The organism is Kitasatospora sp. NPDC048239, assembly GCF_043202015.1.
In the GTDB taxonomy this organism is placed as follows: domain Bacteria; phylum Actinomycetota; class Actinomycetes; order Streptomycetales; family Streptomycetaceae; genus Kitasatospora.
The window spans coordinates 103,235-120,012 of sequence record NZ_JBICZP010000012.1 but is presented as its reverse complement, the minus strand read 5'-3'; the positions used below and the strand labels follow the sequence as shown (position 1 = coordinate 120,012).

Annotated in this window: 13 protein-coding genes; 9 read left to right on the top strand and 4 right to left on the bottom strand. The window is 75.8% G+C overall.

Annotated elements, in window-relative coordinates:
* Window positions 1–188: 188 nt before the first annotated feature.
* From ACGFZP_RS28070 to ACGFZP_RS28060, 3 genes are all read left to right on the top strand, one after another.
* Complete coding sequence (locus ACGFZP_RS28070) at window positions 189–3,311, top strand: phosphocholine-specific phospholipase C (protein WP_392938368.1); 3,123 nt, start codon at window positions 189–191, stop codon at window positions 3,309–3,311.
* A gap of 151 nt (window positions 3,312–3,462) precedes the next feature.
* Window positions 3,463–4,536 carry a cell division protein ZapE gene (zapE, locus tag ACGFZP_RS28065; RefSeq protein WP_392938365.1) on the top strand — a complete coding sequence of 358 codons (1,074 nt, stop codon included), beginning with the start codon at window positions 3,463–3,465 and terminating at the stop codon, window positions 4,534–4,536.
* Between the two features lie 166 nt (window positions 4,537–4,702).
* Window positions 4,703–5,068: a hypothetical protein gene (locus ACGFZP_RS28060; protein ID WP_392938363.1), complete on the top strand. Its 366-nt coding sequence runs from the start codon at window positions 4,703–4,705 to the stop codon at window positions 5,066–5,068.
* A gap of 75 nt (window positions 5,069–5,143) precedes the next feature.
* Here ACGFZP_RS28060 and ACGFZP_RS28055 read toward each other — a convergent pair whose 3' ends face one another.
* The gene (locus ACGFZP_RS28055) at window positions 5,144–5,956 is read right to left on the bottom strand and encodes a HEAT repeat domain-containing protein (protein ID WP_392938360.1); all 813 of its coding nucleotides are present in this window, start codon (window positions 5,954–5,956) and stop codon (window positions 5,144–5,146) included.
* A 140-nt stretch (window positions 5,957–6,096) separates the two neighbouring features.
* Between ACGFZP_RS28055 and ACGFZP_RS28050 the strand changes: the two genes are divergently transcribed.
* The 3 genes from ACGFZP_RS28050 (at window position 6,097) to ACGFZP_RS28040 (ending at window position 9,421) form a co-directional block, all read left to right on the top strand.
* Window positions 6,097–6,507, top strand: coding sequence for a hypothetical protein (locus ACGFZP_RS28050; RefSeq protein ID WP_392938358.1), 411 nt, complete (start codon window positions 6,097–6,099; stop codon window positions 6,505–6,507).
* Between the two features lie 204 nt (window positions 6,508–6,711).
* Window positions 6,712–8,829, top strand: coding sequence for an MMPL family transporter (locus ACGFZP_RS28045; RefSeq protein ID WP_392938355.1), 2,118 nt, complete (start codon window positions 6,712–6,714; stop codon window positions 8,827–8,829).
* Window positions 8,830–8,890: 61 nt separating this feature from the next.
* On the top strand, window positions 8,891–9,421 hold the full coding sequence (locus ACGFZP_RS28040; RefSeq protein ID WP_392938353.1) for a MarR family winged helix-turn-helix transcriptional regulator: 531 nt from the start codon (window positions 8,891–8,893) through the stop codon (window positions 9,419–9,421).
* Between the two features lie 60 nt (window positions 9,422–9,481).
* Here the strand turns inward: ACGFZP_RS28040 and ACGFZP_RS28035 are convergent, their stop codons facing one another.
* Window positions 9,482–11,416, bottom strand: coding sequence for a hypothetical protein (locus ACGFZP_RS28035; protein ID WP_392938350.1), 1,935 nt, complete (start codon window positions 11,414–11,416; stop codon window positions 9,482–9,484).
* Window positions 11,417–11,566: 150 nt separating this feature from the next.
* The gene (locus ACGFZP_RS28030; RefSeq protein ID WP_392938348.1) at window positions 11,567–13,072 is read right to left on the bottom strand and encodes an SDR family oxidoreductase; all 1,506 of its coding nucleotides are present in this window, start codon (window positions 13,070–13,072) and stop codon (window positions 11,567–11,569) included.
* A 405-nt stretch (window positions 13,073–13,477) separates the two neighbouring features.
* Between ACGFZP_RS28030 and ACGFZP_RS28025 the strand changes: the two genes are divergently transcribed.
* Complete coding sequence (locus ACGFZP_RS28025; RefSeq protein WP_392938345.1) at window positions 13,478–14,062, top strand: sigma-70 family RNA polymerase sigma factor; 585 nt, start codon at window positions 13,478–13,480, stop codon at window positions 14,060–14,062.
* Window positions 14,059–14,820 carry an anti-sigma factor domain-containing protein gene (locus ACGFZP_RS28020; RefSeq protein ID WP_392938342.1) on the top strand — a complete coding sequence of 254 codons (762 nt, stop codon included), beginning with the start codon at window positions 14,059–14,061 and terminating at the stop codon, window positions 14,818–14,820. Before ACGFZP_RS28025 ends, ACGFZP_RS28020 begins: the two co-directional genes overlap by 4 nt.
* Before the next feature lie 40 nt (window positions 14,821–14,860).
* Here ACGFZP_RS28020 and ACGFZP_RS28015 read toward each other — a convergent pair whose 3' ends face one another.
* Complete coding sequence (locus ACGFZP_RS28015) at window positions 14,861–15,760, bottom strand: DNA/RNA non-specific endonuclease (protein WP_392938340.1); 900 nt, start codon at window positions 15,758–15,760, stop codon at window positions 14,861–14,863.
* A gap of 231 nt (window positions 15,761–15,991) precedes the next feature.
* Here ACGFZP_RS28015 and ACGFZP_RS28010 point away from each other — a divergent pair, with 231 nt between their 5' ends.
* Entirely contained in the window at window positions 15,992–16,687 is a 696-nt protein-coding gene (locus tag ACGFZP_RS28010) for a CBS domain-containing protein (protein WP_392938337.1), read from the top strand.
* Window positions 16,688–16,778 lie beyond the last annotated feature (91 nt).

Sequence of the window (16,778 nt, the reverse complement as noted above, 5' to 3'; positions counted from 1 at the left end):
GGGTGACCTCGCGGTCGGCCGGTCCATCGTCACCCGACCGTGAAGATGTCCATACAGCTTCGGGTCGACGGCCCGTCACCGACCCGCCATCCAACACCCGGACGCCGTCCATCTGGGCCACGTACACATAACTGGTCTGGGCCACCTCAGCCCCCGCCCAGCGCCCGTGACCAAGGAGCCACCCCCCGATGAGCCCGATGCCCGAACTGTCGCGCCGCACCCTGCTCGGCGGCGCGGCGGCGGCCGCCGTACTGTCCGCCCTCCCGCTCAGCGTGCGCGAGGCGCTGGCCGCGCCGGCCCGCCCCGGCAAGCTGGCCGACATCCAGCACGTCGTGGTGTTCATGCAGGAGAACCGCGCGTTCGACCACTACTTCGGCACGCTGCCCGGCGTGCGCGGCTTCGGCGACCGGACGGCGGTGCGCGGGGTCAACGGGCGCTCGGTGTTCCACCAGCCCGACCCGGGCCGCAAGGAGGGCCACCTGCTGCCCTTCCCGATGAACGCCGCACACACCAACGCCTACCAGCAGGGCGCCCCCGCCTTCGGCTTCGTCGACTCGATGAACGCCTGGAACGACGGCCGCGCCGACGGCTCGGTCACCCGCCGCTCCAGCGGCTGGCTCGGCCAGGGCTACTACGAGCCCGCCGACATGCCCTTCTACCACGCGCTGGCCTCGGTCTTCACGACCTGCGACGCCTACTACGCGTCGGTCCAGTGCAACACCAACACCAACCGCGAACACCTGATGACCGGGACCAGCGGCGGCACGGTGCGGGACACCCCGGTGACCGACAACACCGAGATCCCCGGCGGCTACGAGTGGACCACCTACGCCGAGCGGCTGCAGAAGGCCGGGATCAGCTGGAAGACCTACCAGGCGCTGGACAACTTCGACGACAACGCGCTCGCCTGGTTCACCCCCTTCGTCAAGTCCAAGCCGGGTGAGCCGCTCTACGAGCGCGGCATGCGCGCGGTCGGCGACCCGGCGAAGAAGAACGACCCCTTCGCGATGGGCGACGCCCTGGTCGAGGCGTTCACCGCCGACATCCAGGCCGACCAACTGCCCCAGGTCTCCTGGCTGATCGCGCCCGCCGCGCTCTCCGAGCACGCCAACTACGCCCCGCCGAACGGCGAGCACCTGACGGCCCGGCTGCTCGCCGCGCTCGCCGCCAAGCCGGAGGTGTGGGAGAAGACCGTCTTCATCCTCAACTACGACGAGCACGGCGGCTTCTTCGACCACAACCTGCCGCCCGTCCCGCCGCTGGCCGCCGGGCGCGGCAAGTCGACCGTCTCCGTGGACGGCGAGGTCGTCGTCCGGGTCTCCAAGGGCGGTTCGACCTACCACCGCGTGGTGAGCCAGGACGGCAAGTACCGGGTGAAGGCCGCCGACGGCTCGCTCACCTGGTCCGACACCCTGCCCGCGGGCGAGACGGTCGTCTCCGGCCCGTACCCGATGGGCCTGGGCGTGCGCGTCCCGATGGTCGTCGTCTCGCCGTGGACGCGCGGCGGCGTGGTCGACTCCACGGTCTACGACCACACCTCGGTGCTGCGCCTGCTGGAGCAGCGCTTCGGCGTCGAGGAGCCCAACATCAGCCCGTGGCGGCGCGCCGTCACCGGCGACCTCACCAACGTGTTCGACTTCTCCGGCCGCGACCCGCTCTGGCCGCAGCTGCCCGACACCAGCGGCAACCGGCAGAAGGTCGTCGACACCGGCAAGCTGCCCGCGCCCACCGTGCCCAACCCGCAGGTGTTCCCGCAGCAGCAGCGCGGTACCCGGGCCGCCCGGATCAGCCCGTACAACCTGCTGGTCAAGCCGAGGCTGAAGGGCGACGAGCTGACCCTCGACTTCATCAACCAGGGCCGCCAGGGCGCCGTCTTCGCGCTCTACCCGGCCCCCGGGTCGGCGCCGCGGTACTACACGGTGGGCGCCAAGAGCCGGATCTCCGACGTCTGGAAGGTCGGCGCCGAGGGCTACGACCTGCGGGTGCACGGCCCGAACGGCGCGCTCTGGCACCTGCGCGGCGACGCCGCCTCCGCCTACGAGGTCTCGCTCTCCGAGGAGCAGAACGGCAAGGTGCTGGAGGTGGACGTGATCAACCGCTCGCGCACCGCCCAGACCTTCCTGGTCGGCGACCTCGCCTACGGCGACGGGCTGCGCGAGGTGCGGGTCGCGGCCGGCGACGACAGGACCGTCAACGTGAAGGTCGGACCGGAGGGCTGGTACGACGTCGCGGTGGGGGTCCGCGGCGAACTCGGGTTCCGCCGCCGGATCGCCGGGCGCTTCCCGTGGGACGGCGAGCACCTGCTGACCGACCCGGCGATGGGCCTGGCCGACCCGCTCGCCCTGGACGTCACGCTCAAGGCCGCCTCCACCACCATCGACGAGGCGATCCTGCTGCCCGGCCGCCCGGCCCGGGTCGCCGCCCGGTTCACCGCGACCGCCGCGCTGACCGCGATCGAGGCCCAGCCTGCCGTGCCGGCCGGCTGGACGGCCACCGCCGTCACCCCGCCGCCCGCCTCGCTCGCCGCCGGCGCCACCGCGACCGCCGAGTGGGAGGTCACCCCGCCCGCCGTGCTGCCGGACGGCGCCACCCACCGGATCCTGGTCACCGCCCGCGCGTCGGCCGGGGACCGCTTCGCCCTCGCCGACGGCGAGATCGCGGCCCGCACCGCCCCGGTGATGGCCGGTCACCTGCTCGGCGAGGACTTCGAGTCGCTGGCCGGCGCGCTGCAGCCGATCGGCGGCGTCCTCGGCTGGACGCCGCAGGCCCCGCAGGGCTGGTCGGTGGTCAACGCCCCCGGCATGCCGCAGGGCACCGCCCGGCTCCAGGGGTGGACCTTCCACACCAAGCGCGCCTGGTCCACGCCGGCCGGGCAGGACCGCGGCAACTTCGCCCGGGGCCTGGGCATCCTCGCGGTCGCCGACCCGGACGACTGGGACGACACCGGCGCGCCGTCGGGCAAGGGCAGGTTCGACTCCACGCTGGTCTCGCCGGTGGTCCAGATCCCGGCCGGCACGGCCACCCTGCACCTCGGCTTCGACTCGCACTACCGCCAGGAGGCCCCGCAGAAGGCGGCCGTCACCGCCGTGTTCGACAACGGCACCGAGACCCGCCTCGTCTACTACAGCAGCGACGCCACCGGTAACGACAACGCCGGCAAGGACGTCCAGAACACCTTCGTCACCCGGCAGTTCGCCGTCCCGGCGGGCGCCCGCTCGGTGACGCTGAAGTTCCGGATGTTCGACGCGGGCAACAACTGGTTCTGGGCGGTCGACCACGTCCGCCTGGACGTGCGGCCCATCGCGGGCTGATTCCCCCCGCCTCCGCCCGGTCCCGTCGGGGGAGGGGACCCGGCGGACGGGCCCGGCTCTCCCCGGGCGCACCGGCCATGATGTGATCTGCTGTCAGCAGTGATCATCCGATGGTCGGGGCGGCCGGGTGGCCGGGTGGGGGAGTGCGGGGATGTCGGCGGATTTCGAGCGGGCGGCACGGCGGGACGGCCTGGTGCTGGACGAGGGGCAGCAGGCGGTCGCGGCCAGGCTGGCGGAGCTGGGCGAGGCCCTGGCCGCGGCCGGGCAGCCGGGCCGGCGGCGGTGGTTCGGGCGGGCTCAGGCCGAGCCGGTGCGCGGGGTCTACCTGTGGGGCTCGGTCGGGCGCGGAAAGAGCTGGCTGGCCGACACGCTGTTCGACGCGGTGCGCGTGGACGGCAAGCGGCGGCTGCACTTCCACGACTTCTTCCGGCAGTTCCACGCCGCCTACGCCCGGCACCGGCACGAGCCGCGCGCGGGCGAACTCGCCGTCGCGGAGCTGCTGGGGGAGAGCCGGTTCCTCTACTTCGACGAGTTCCACGTGCACGACGCGGGCGACGCGATGCTGATGGGCCGGGTCGTCGAGGCGCTGCTGGCGCGCGGGACGGCGCTGCTGGCCACCTCCAACTACCCGCCGGCCGGCCTGCTGCCCAACCCGGTCTTCCACCAGATGTTCGAGCCGACCATCGCGCTGCTGGAACGCTCGCTGGACATCGTCGAGCTGACCGGCGGCCGCGACTACCGGGCCGCCCGGGACCCTCAGGCGGCGCGCTCCGGCTTCGCGGCCGGCCGCTACCTCTGGCCGGGTGACGAGCGGCAGCTCGCCGAGGAGGGGCTGCGCCCGCCGGCCCCGGCCGAGCGGCGGACCGTCCCGGTCGGCCACGGCGGGGTCGAGGCGCTGGCGGTCCGTGAGGAACTGCTCTGGTTCGACTTCGAGGCCCTCTGCGACCGGCCGAATTCGACCATCGACTACCTGACCCTCACCGACGGCGGACGGCCCTGGGTGGTCTCCGGCCTGCCCCGCCTCGCGGACGCGGGCCGCGACGCCGCCCAGCGCTTCGCCAACCTGGTCGACGTGCTCTGCGACCGGGGGGTGCGGCTCACCCTCATCGGCGGGGCGCCACTGGCCGAGGTGCTCTCGGGTGACGGGCTCCCACCGGACGTCAACCGCACCGCCAGCCGGCTGTCGCTGCTCGCCCAGGGCGCCGCCCCGGCACCCAAGCACTGAACGGTCGCCGGCCCCGGGCGCGGGTGCCCGGGGCCGGGCTCTGCAAGGGGGAGATTCGCGCCGGGCGCCCGGTCGATCGGGCCGGAAACCTCCTGTGCGCTGACGATCCGCCGCGAAAGGATGGCATTGGCGCGGACATGCCGCGCCGGTGAGAGGAGCTGATCCCGTGACCCGTCTCCGGAACGTGGCCCTGACCCTCGGCTGTACCGCCGCGGCCCTGACCCTGTCGATGACGACCGCCCAGGCCGCGCCGGGCGACACGACCGCGATCTGCGCAAACTCGCTCACCCCGAGCGGCTGGGCCGACGTCCAGTGGTGGAACGACTACAGCTGCGGCTCCGGCTTCAACCCGAACATGAAGCGGATGATGCAGCTGACCGGCTACCCGGTCGGCACGGTCGTCAACGTCTGCGCCTCCTCGCTGCCGCCGGCCGGATGGCAGGAGGTCAGCACCTTCTACAGCTCCGGCTGCCGCTACTCCGCGGTGCCCAGCTTCAACAACAACTCCTGGCAGATCAAGCGCGTCTACTGACGGCCGCTCAGCCGGGTCGGCCGGGCGGTCAGGCGGGCCGGGCGGTCAGGCGGGTCAGACGGGTCATGTTGGCGGTCAGTCCTGCTCCGGGTCCTCCCGGAGGTCCGCCACCGCCTCCCGCACCGCCGGATCCGGATCCCCGGCGAGGGTGTCGACAAGCGCGGCCGTCCCCGGGGTCGACCACCGGGCGACGGCCCACACCAACTCCTCGCGCACGGTGGCGTCCGGGTGGCCGGCCAGTCGGGCCAGTGCGTCGACCGGCCCCCTGCGGCGGCGGGCGAACCACCGCAGCGCGTCGACGAGGGCGGCCGGATCGCCCGGATCGCCCGCCGCGGCGATCCGGGCGAGCAGCACCGCTACCGGGGGCGGCGGCCCGTCCAGCGGATCCGGGTGGCGCTCGCGCAGCCGCCGCCCGCCGTACTCGCCGCGGATCCGGCAGCCGGCGCAGGTGCAGGGACGGGTGCCGTGGACGTCCGGGCGGTAGCGCCAGCCCGCCACCTGCGGAGCGCTGCGGATCCGGTGCACCTCGCGGGCCGCGACGGCCCGCGGCACGAACACCTCCCATCCGCGCGGGTCGTCCAGCGCGCCCACCAGCCGGACGGCCTCGGCGGCCCGGACCCGCTGCTGCCGCAGCAGCGCCCGGTCCCGATAGTGGCCGACCAGCACCGGCTGCTCGTCGTCGAGCCGGATGTGCACCGCGACCAGCCCGCCCCGGGTGCCGAACCGGGCCAGCTCACGCAGCCACTGATGGGTCAGCGGGTAGGAGGGCAGCACCGGGAAGCAGTAGACCTCGCAGGTATCGCCCTGCCCCCGGCTGACCGCCCGGACTCCGCTCCGGCGGATGCGTGCCGAGCCGCCCGAGGAGGTCAGATGAACGAACATCGCCATGGGTCGGCATCTAGCCAGGCCCGGTACCCCCCCGGTCGCGCCGGACCAGCCCCTCCCGTACCCGCCGCCGCCCGGGAGGACCCGTCCGCTCCGGGCGTGGCTCCGAACCACCGGTGCCACCGACCCGGGAGACTCCCCCCATGCACCCGCCACTGCTGCGCCTGACCGGCGCCGCCACCGCCCTCTACGGCCTCGCCGTCACCCGGCGCCCCGCCCTGCTGGCCGCGCCCTCCGGACTCAACGGCCCCGACGGCTCGCTGCCCGCACCGGTCGCCGCCTGCCTGCGCCCGCTCGCCTTCCGGGACGCCGCCTGCGGCCTGGCCATGCTCCTCGCACCCGACGACTCCGCGCTGCGGACGGCGACCGTCCTGCGGATCGCCGCCGATCTGGGGGACGCCGTTCTGCTGGCCACCGTGCTGCCGAAGCGCCGACACCGCGTCATGGCGGTGTCGGTCTCCGTCGGGTGGGGAGCGCTCTCGGTCGCCGGGTTGCTCCTCGGGCGCAAGCGGCCGAGCGCAGGGACGGCCGTGACGTGCCCTGACGTGCCCTGACGTGCCCTGACGTGCCCTGACGTGCCCTGACGTGCCCTGACGTGCCCTGACGCGCCCTGACGCGCCGCACCGGCCGTGTTCGGCCGCGTCCGGCTGCGGAGGCGACCGACGGCTCGCCGGGTACCTCCCTCACGGGATCTCTCAATCATTGAGAGATATGATCCGGCTGTCCGTCACCCGCCCCGCTACGAAGGGCGCTCCACGATGCTCACCGGCAGCCCCACCGCCCGGCGCCGCACCAGGTTGCTGATCCCGCTCGCCCTGCTGGTCGTCTGGCTCGGCCTGGGCGGCGCCTTCGGCTCGTACGCGGGCAAGCTCTCCCAGGTCTCCACCAACGACCGGGCCGCCTTCCTGCCGCGCAGCGCCGAGTCCACCGAGGTCGCCCGGCTCGGCGAGGGCTTCCAGACGGCCGGTGCGCTGCCGGTGATCGTGGTCTGGGAGAGCCGCGGCGGCGCCGTCGGTGCCGAGCAGCGCGGCGCCGCCGAACGGGCGCTGCGCGCGGCCGCCGGCGTCCCGGGCGCCACCGGACAGGTGTCGCCCGTCGTTCCCGCCGCGGACGGGCGGGCCCTGCAGGGCGTCGTCCAGCTCCGCTCCGACCTCGGCCGCGGAGTGGGCGACAGCATCCGGGACATCCGGCAGCTGGCGCAGCAGGTGCCGGACACCACCGTCGGCCTGACCGGACCGGCCGCGATCGGGGCCGACCTCGGCAGCGCCTTCGCCGGGATCGACGGACTGCTGCTCGGGGTCGCCCTCGGCGTGGTGCTGCTGATCCTGCTCGCCGTCTACCGGGCGGTGCTGCTGCCGCTGCTGGTGATCCTCGGCGCGGTGTTCGCCCTCGGGATCGCCTGCGCGCTGGTGTACGTGCTGGCCGACCACGGCGCCGTCCGGGTGGACGGACAGGTCCAGGGCCTGCTGTCGATCCTGGTGATCGGCGCGGCCACCGACTACGGCCTGCTGCTCTCGGCCCGCTTCCGCGAGGAGCTGCACCTGCACGGCGACCGCTACGCGGCGATGCGCACTGCCTGGCGGCAGTCCGTCGAGCCGATCGCCGCCTCCGGGACGACGGTCGCCCTCGGCCTGCTCGTGCTGCTGCTCTCCGACCTGACCAACAACCGGGCGCTCGGACCGGTCGGTGCGATCGGGATCGGTTGCGCGGTGCTCTCCGCACTCACCTTCCTGCCCGCCGCGCTGGTGCTGCTAGGCCGGACCGCGTACTGGCCGGCCCGACCCGCCGCCGACGGCAGGGCCCCGGTGCACGGCGTGTGGCGGCGGGTCGCCGCACTCGTCGGCCGGCGGCCCCGCGCGACCTGGGCGGCGAGCCTCGCGGTGCTCGCCGCCCTGGCGGCCTTCGCGCCCGCCCTGGACTCCGGCGGGGTGCCGCAGACCGAGCTGTTCATCAAGGAGCAGCCCTCGATCGTCGGCCAGCGGCTGCTCTCCGCACACTTCCCCGGGGGCTCCGGGAACCCGGCCGTGGTGGTCGCCTCGGCCGACCACGCCGAGGCCGTCGCGGCGGCCGCCGCCGTCCCCGGGGTCGCGGGCGTGCGTCCGTACACCGGTGGCGCGCCCGGCGGACCGCCGAAGGTGGTGGACGGGCGAATCCGGTTGGACGCCACGCTCGACGACCCGGCCGACAGCGACGCGGCCGTCGCCACCGTGCGGCGCCTGCGGGCCGCGGTGCACGCCGTCCCGGGGGCGGACGCGCTGGTCGGCGGGTACACCGCGCAGCAGGGCGACACGAGGGCCACCGCGGAGCGCGACCGGGCGCTGATCGCGCCGGTCGTGCTGCTCTGCATCCTCGCCGTGCTGGTCCTGCTGCTGCGCTCGCTGCTCGCCCCGGTCCTGCTGGTGGCGACCGTGGCGCTCTCCTACCTGGCCACGATCGGGGTGAGCGCGCTGGTCTTCCCGCACGTGTTCGGCTTCAGCGCCACCGACCCCTCCGTCCCGCTGTACGGGTTCGTGTTCCTGGTGGCGCTCGGGGTGGACTACAACATCTTCCTGATGACGAGGGTGCGCGAGGAGTCGCGGCGGGTCGGCACCCGGGAGGGCGTGCTGCGCGGGCTGACCGCGACCGGCGGGGTGATCACCTCGGCCGGGGTGGTGCTCGCCGCGACCTTCGCCGCGCTCGGGGTGATCCCGCTGGCGTTCCTCGCCCAGATCGCCTTCATCGTCGCCTTCGGCGTGCTGCTGGACACCCTGCTGGTGCGCTCGCTGCTGGTGCCGGCGCTGGTCCGTGACCTGGGCGACCTGGTCTGGTGGCCTGCCCGGCCGCACCCGGTGACGGTGCGTCCGCCCGTCCCCGAGCCGGTGGGCGATCATGTCTGAGCCGCCGCCCCGGTTAGGCTGAACGGGTTAGCAGCGCCGTACGCGACCGGAGAAGGTGACCTTGTCGGAGCAGTCGGAGCAGTCGGAGCAGTCGGAGCAGGAGCGGCACCCGGCCCCGTCCACTCCGGGGCCGCCCGGGACCCAGGCGCTCGGCCGACTCCTGCAGGGCCTGGCCTCCGAGATGAACCTGCTCGGCCACGGCTTCGCCGCCGCCAGCGGGCTGCACGCCACCGACGTCCAGGCGCTGCTCGCCGTGATGCGGGCAGCGCCCGGCGGGCCCGGCGACCCGGGCGGGACCACCCCGGGCCGGCTGCGGGAGGAGCTCGCCCTCACCTCGGGGGCGGTCACCGCGGTGCTGGACCGGTTGGAGCGGGCCGGGCACGTCCGGCGCAGCCGGGACGCCGTGGACCGGCGCCAGGTGCTGGTGCACTACCAGCCCGGGGCCGGGCGGATGGCCGCGCAGTGGTTCGCGCCGGTGGCGCAGCGCACCGAGGCGGTCCGCGGCGAGTTCACCGTGGACGAGCTGGACGCGGTGGCGCGCTTCCTCGGGCGGATGACCGGTGAGCTGGAGGACCTGCGCCGCTCGCGCTGAACCGGGCGCGCAGGCCTCCCCCGGCTTCTCGGCCCGACGGCTCCTCGGCACGACGGCTGTTCAGCGCATCGGCGTGATCCTGCTGCCGCCGTCGAGTACCGCCTCCACGCTGACGGTCGCGCGGGCCGGCCGCTCCACGGCGAGGGTGCGGTCCGGGGTGGGGCGGTCGGCGGACCAGTCCGGGCCCTTGACGGCGATCCTGGTCACCCGGCGGCTGCCGGCGGCGAGCAGGAACTCCGTGCCCTGCGGGGAGCGCCACCAGGTGAACCCGAGGGTGTCCTGCTCGAACCGGCTGCACGCCCGACCCGGTCCGCCGCCGGTGCGCTGCGGAGCCCGGGCGCCCGGCAGCAGCACGGCGCCCACGGCGCTGCCCTCGCCGTTCCAGCGGTCGGCACGCAGGCAGACCCAGGACGCCGCGCCCGCGTTCTGCGGGAGCTGCTGCACGGCGAAGGCCCACAGGTTGAGCTGCTTGACGCCGGGCGTGCCGTCCGGCACCGTGCAGCCGCCGCGGGCCCAGGCCTGCAGCGCGTCCGGCCCGACCGCCTCGCGCGGCTCGCGCGGCGGCTGGGCGCGGTCCGGCGGCGGGGTGTAGGTGAGGTGGGCGGGGACGAGACCGCCGAGGTCGGCCAGCAGGAAGGCGTGCTTCTCGGCGACGACGGGGGAGGAGCGCAGCTGGAGCACGGTGGCGCCCCGGCAGTCCGAGAGGGCCCCGACGGGGGCGGCGGCCGTGACGCCCTCGGCGCGGTCCAGCGGCTTGGCCGGTGCGTCCGGCTGGTCGATCCGGCGGGTCTCGGAGCCCTCGACCCACGGCGCGAGCAGGTAGCGGGCGGCCGTGCCCTGACGGCGCAGCACCACCGCGGCCGCCGTGGTGACGTCGGAGTCGTCGGCCCGGGCGAGGTCCAGCCCGCCGCCGGGCCCGTCCGTGTAGCGGGCGAGCCGCTGTCCGTCGTACAGCACCACCACGGCCGTGCCGTCGACCGTCCCGGCGAACAGCAGCTGCGGCGGTCCGGCGGGCGGTGCGACGCCCGCCCCGGGCTCGGCCCTGGTCTGCGGACCGGCCTGGGCCCACGCCGCGAGGGCGCGGCCGAGCAGCGCGCCGTCCGTGCGGCGGTCGCCCCGGGCGGGCCAGGCGGCGAAGCCGAGCCGGGCCGTGTGCTGCCACTGGTCGGCGGCCACCCGGACCAGCCCCGCCTGGTCCGCTGCGGTACCGGCAGGCGGGGTGGGGCGCGGGTGGACGGCGCCGGGGGCGGGCGCACCGCCGTCCGCGCCGGCCAGGACGGCGGCCGTGGTGGTGAGCGCCAGCGCGGCGACCGTGAGCGAGGCGCCGAGGGTGCGGCGGCGGCGCAGCAGGTCGGTCGGCTGGACGCGCACCGCGCAGGGGTCGAAGGCGGGGAGCGCCGGATCCGGACCGGCGGACAGCCGGGCGGCCTCGTCCACGGACTGGTCGGGGTACGCCACCCCGGCCTGCTGCAGCACCCCGGCGGCCCGGCCCGGCGGCAGCCGCTCGACCGTCAGCAGGGCGAAGGCGGCCCGGCCGGGCGGGTCCAGCGCGGCCAGCGCCCGGTCCAGGGCCGCGTCCTCCTCGCCGCCGCCGGGGGTGAACAGGCGCAGCCCCCAGACCCGCGGCGCGAGCAGCCGGTGGACCGGCCGCGGCCGCAGTGCGGCCCGCAGCACCCGCAGCCGCAGGGCCGCGTACACCGGATCCTCCTCGGGCTCCGGCGGTCCGGCCGCTCCGGGCCCGTCCGCCGGGATCCGGTCCGCCCGCAGCCGGTCCGCCCGCAGGCCGTCCGCCCTGGTCCAGCGGGACGGCAGGGACCGCTGGACCACCGCGTGCGCGGCCAGCACCCGGCTGTGCCGGTCCCGGTCGGCGGGCAGCGCCAGGTAGGCCAGCCGGACCAGTCGGCGGTAGTGGCGGACCAGTGCCGCCTCGGCCCGCGCCACCGGACGCACGGCCTCGGCCCGCTGCGGTGATCCGCCGCCGGTCTGTCGCGCCAACGGGACCTCCCCTGATCCGTGAGTTGAGTGATGGCGGACAGTCCAACGAGTCGATCATGTGATGGTTGCGCCGTCCGGGGCGCGCGTCGGACCCGGGCCCAGGGCGGGGCGCCAGGGCGGGGCGTCAGTGCGCGGGCTCAGTGCACGGGCTCAGTGCGCGGGCTCTGCCAGGGCGCGCTCGCTGATCCGGCGGGACATCCCGCCGAAGACGACGGCGTGGAACGGCGCGACCGACCACCAGTAGGCGTGTCCGGCCAGCCCGTGCGGGTGGAACAGCGCCCGCTGCCGGTAGCGGGCGCCGCCGCGCCCGTCGGGGGCGACCGACAGCTCCAGCCAGGCCAGGCCCGGCAGCCGCATCTCGGCGCGCAGCCGCAGCAGCCGGCCCGGCTCGATCTCCTCCACCCGCCAGAAGTCCAGCGAGTCGCCGACCCGCAGCCGCTCCGGGTCCCGTCTGCCCCGGCGCAGGCCGACGCCGCCCGCCGCCCGGTCCAGCCAGCCGCGCAGCGCCCACGCCAACGGGAAGGAGTACCAGCCGTGCTCGCCGCCGATGCCCTCCACCACCCGCCACAGCCGCGCCGGATCGGTCTCCACCGCCCGCTCGCGGACGTCCTGGTAGAGGCTGCCGCCGGCCCAGTCCGGGTCCGTGGGCAGCGGGTCGCTCGGCGCGCCCGGCAGCGAGGCGGACGACCAGCGGGTCGCCACCTCGGCGTCCCGGATCCGGCGCAGCGCCAGCCGCACCGCCTCGTCGAAGCCGGTCTGCCCGCCCGGCGGGTCCGGCACGTAGCGGGCGATGTCGTGCTCGGAGCAGACCACCTCGTGCCGCAGCGACTCCACCAGCGGCCGGGCGAGCGCGTTCGGCACGGGTGTCACCAGGCCCACCCAGTGGCTGGACAGCCGCGGGGTGAGCACCGGCACCGGGACGATCAGCCGGTGCGGCAGCTCGGCGACCGCGGCGTAGCGCTCCATCATGTCCCGGTACGTCAGCACCTCCGGCCCGCCGATGTCGAAGGTCCGGTTCACCTCCGGCGGCAGCGACAGCGCCCCGGTGAGGTAGCGCAGCACGTCGCGGACGGCGATCGGCTGGATCCGGGTGCCGACCCAGTTCGGGGTGACCATCACGGGCAGCCGCTCGGTCAGGTACCGGAGCATCTCGAAGGAGGCCGAGCCCGATCCGATGATCACTGCGGCGCGCAGCTCGGCGGTCGGCACCCCGCCGGCGCGCAGCACCCGGCCGACCTCGGCGCGCGAGCGCAGGTGCGGCGACAGCTCCTCCTCCGGGACCCCGGCCGGGGTGAGGCCGCCCAGGTAGACGATCCGGCGGACCCCGGCCCGGGCCGCCGCCTCGCCGAAGGCCTGCGCGGCCGCGCGGTCGGTGGCCTCGAAGTCACGGCCGGTGCCGAGCGAGTGGACCAGGTAGTAGGCGGCGTCGATCCCCGCGAACGCCCCGGTGAGGGTGTCCGGCCGGGTGACGTCCCCGGCGGCGGCCTCCACCCGGGCCCGCCACGGGTGGTCCCGCAGCCGCCCCGGGTCGCGGGCCAGGCAGCGCACGGTGTGCCCGGCGGCCAGCAGCTCCGGGACGAGGCGGCCGCCGAGGTAGCCGGTGGCGCCGGTGATCAGGCAGTTCAGGGCGGCGGCGGGGGTGTTCGGGCTGTCCATGGCCGCTCCAGGGGCGCATCGAGGCTGGTCGGGTGGACGGCCGCGCCCGGTCGGCCTGCCGACCCTCTCGCAGGATGCCGGGCGAGCGGCCGGGCTGCACCTCGGCGGGCTGCACCTCCGAGGCGCGGGCCTGGGCCGGGTGGGCCTCGGCCCGGCGCGGTGCCGCCTGTGCGAGGCTGCGCCCGGCAGTGCGGCAGCGGCCCGGACTGTGGCGGCAGCCCGGACTGCGGCCAATCCGGCGGGGCACCGGCTCCGAACACCCGGTGCCCGTGCCCGTACGACTCCCCGGTGCGCACCGCCGCCCGGGGCGCTGGAGGACCGCATGTCAACGAACCGCCCGCCCGGGAGGCGGCCCGCCTGCCCCCGTCGCCGGGTCCGCGCCCTCCGCCACCGGGGGGCGCCGGTATGAGCAGCGTGGTGCACCTGGCCGCGCCGCAGCGCCGCGGACCGGACCTCAAGGACCTGGTGGCCAGGACGGCGTTCGGCGACCAGGACGCGTTCGCGGCCCTGTACGACGCCGTGGCCGGCCAGGTGCTGGGGCTGATCCGCCGGGTGCTGCGCGATCCGGCGCAGTCCGAGGAGGTCGCGCAGGAGGTGATGCTGGAGGTCTGGCGCACCGCCGCCCGCTACGAGCCGGCCCGCGGTGAGGTGCTGGCCTGGGTGCTGACGATGGCGCACCGCCGGGCGGTGGACCGGGTCCGGGCCGCACAGGCCGCGGTCGACCGGGACCAGCGGGCCGCCGCCAAGGCGCACACACCGGTCTTCGACGAGGTCGCCGAACAGGTCGAGGGCCGACTGGAACGCGAACAGGTCAGACGGTGCCTGCGGATGCTCACCGAGCTCCAGCGCGAGTCGGTCACCCTCGCGTACTACCGCGGTTTCTCCTACCGCGAGGTGGCCGACCTGCTCGCCACCCCGCTCGGCACCGTCAAGACCCGGATGCGGGACGGCCTGATCCGCCTGCGCGACTGCCTGGGGGTGGCGTCATGACCATCGCACCCGATCTGCACACGCTCACCGGGGCCTACGCCGCCCACGCGCTGCCCCCACCCGAGCGGGAGGCCTTCGAACGCCACCTCACCCAGTGCGGGGCCTGCGCCCAGGAGGTGGCGGAGTTCGCCGCGACGCTCGCGAGGCTCGGCGCCGCCGAGGCCGTCACCCCGCCCGCGGTGCTCAGGGCCCGGGTGATGGCCGGGATCGGATCCGTGCGACAGCTCGCCCCGAGCGGCTCGGCCCCGGACGGCACCGCGTCCACCGGGCGGACCGGCCGGCGCGGCCGGCTGCCGCGCCGGTGGCCCGGGATCGCCCTGGCGGCCTCCGTCGCGCTCGCCGCCGCGCTCGGCGGCCTCGCCGTGCAGCAGCACGACCAGGCCCGGCAGGCCAGATCGCAGACGGCCCGGCTGCAGGAGCAGCAGGCGGGCCTCGGCGCGCTGATCACCGCCCCCGACGCCCGGACGGCCACCGCGGCCTCCGGGACCGGCGCGGGCGCGGTGATCTGGTCGGAGAGCAGGGACCAGGCCGGGTTCCTGGCCACCGGGATGCCCGCCCTCGCGGCCGGCCGGACGTACCAGCTCTGGTTCGACGACGCGGGCACGATGCGACCGGCCGGGCTGCTCCCCGGTGGCGACGGCGCAGTCCTGCTGACGGGCCGGATCAACGGCGCCGCGGGCGTCGGGGTCACCGTCGAACCGGTCGGCGGCTCGCCGCACCCGAGCGGCCCGCCGGTGATGCTCCTGCCGTTCGGCTGACGGCTCCGCCCGCCGGTCCGCGCCGGCCACCGGCGGCGGGTCAGCGGCCCGCGCCCAGCACGATGTCCTCGTGCCGCTGCAGCTCCCGCCAGCGCTCCGGCCCCGGTTCCGCCCCCGGGGCCGGAGGCGCCGGAACGGGCGGGGTCGGCAGCCGGTCGACCGCCGGGAGCGGGCCCAGGTCGAGGCCGGAGATCTGGGCCACGTCGTGCACCGGCACCTGGAACGTCCGGTACGCACCCAGCGGCGGCGGCTGGTCGGCGGCCTCCGCCGCAGCCAGCGCGGCGGCCGCGTCCGGCAGGTCCGGGCTCTGGTCCAGCACGTACGCGGTGGAGGCCAGCGCACCGTCCTGGAGGAAGCCCGTCACCTTCCAGAACGCCAGTGGGATCTGCACCCCCCGGTACCGCGGGTCGTCCGGCCGCAGCACCGGGCCGGTCAGCACGACCAGCCGCCGGTCGGACTGCGCCGCGTTGGCCAGCAGGTAGTCCTCCAGACCGGCCCAGAGCCGCTTGCCCTGGTTGAAGGCGGAGTGCTGCGGGGCGGCGTTGGTGAAGTGGAAGGTGTCGGCGTTGGCGCTGCGGACGTCGGCGTCGGCGCCCCAGACCGGGTCGAGCCGCCGGACCAGGTGGCCGCGGTCGAAGTCGTTGTCGGCGTAGAGCTCCTTGCCGGCCTGCTGCGCCTTCGGGACGCGCGGGTCCAGCCGCCACTCGCCCTCCCGGTGGAGGTCGACCAGGAGGGCGCCGTCGATCGCCACCGCCGTCGCGGCGGCCAGCCTGCGGTCGGGTCTCAGCAGTACCGTGAAGTGCGTGTACGGGAGCGCGACCACGGCGATGCCCGGGTCGACGGGGAGCGGCAGCGGGACGACCGGCCCGAGGAACGCGGGGTCGTATCCGGCCCGCCCGTCCAGTTGTTCCGGAGCGGGTTCGGGAGAAGGGGTTGCCATGTGTCGATCTGTACCGGCCGTGGGCCCGGCGCGCCGCCGCGCCTACGCCGTCCGGGCGGCGGGTCCGGCGGGTCCGGCGGGTCCGGCGGGGCGGGCCGGGGTCGGCGCCGGGGGCCGGTCCGTGTGGTGTGTGTTTCCCGGCAGGGCCGTTGGTCCCGGGGATCCGGCCCCTTGGCCTCTGGCGGCGTCGGCCCCGGCGGGAGATGCTCCAGAGACCCGGCCGGACGACAGGTGCCCGGTCGGACGACGATCGTGGACGAGGTGAACGGCGTGCACCATGCCAACGTCGAATCGGTGATGACCAGCCCGGTGGTCGGGGTCGCCCCCGAGACCGGCTTCCGGGAGATCGTCGCGCTGCTGGCCGAGTACGACATCACCGGCGTCCCGGTGCTGGACGCCGACGGTCGGCCGCTCGGGATCGTCTCCGAGGCGGACCTGCTGCGCACCCTGGCCGCCCAGGAGGACCCGGGCAGCCTGCTGCCGGCCCCCGAGCTGCCGCAGAGCGGCCCGGACGGCGCCGTCACCGCCGCCGACCTGATGACCGGACCGGCCGTCTGCACCACGCCGGACGTCAGCGTGGTGGGCGCGGCCCGGCTGATGAGCCGGCACGGCGTGAAGCGGATGCCCGTCCTGGACGACGAGGGCCGGGTGTTCGGCATGGTCAGCCGCGGCGACCTGCTCCGGGTGTTCCTGCGCGAGGACCGGGTGATCCGGCGGGAGATCGTCGAGGAGGTGCTCGGCCGGATCGAGGGCGTCAGCCCGGCGGAGGTCGGAGTCGAGGTCGACCAGGGCCGGGTGGTGCTCAGCGGGACGGTGCCGGAGCCGCACCTGGTGCCGATCGTACTGAACCTCTGCCGCTCGGTGGACGGCGTGGTCTCGGTCACCGACCGTCTCGGCGGCAGCGGCGCGCCGGTGCCGGTGGCCTGACCCCGGCGCGCGGCGCCGGGCCCGCGCGGATCCGGAGGGTCCGGTTCGCATACTGCTCAGTGTGGCGGGTAAGTCACCCTGCGTGTGCGTC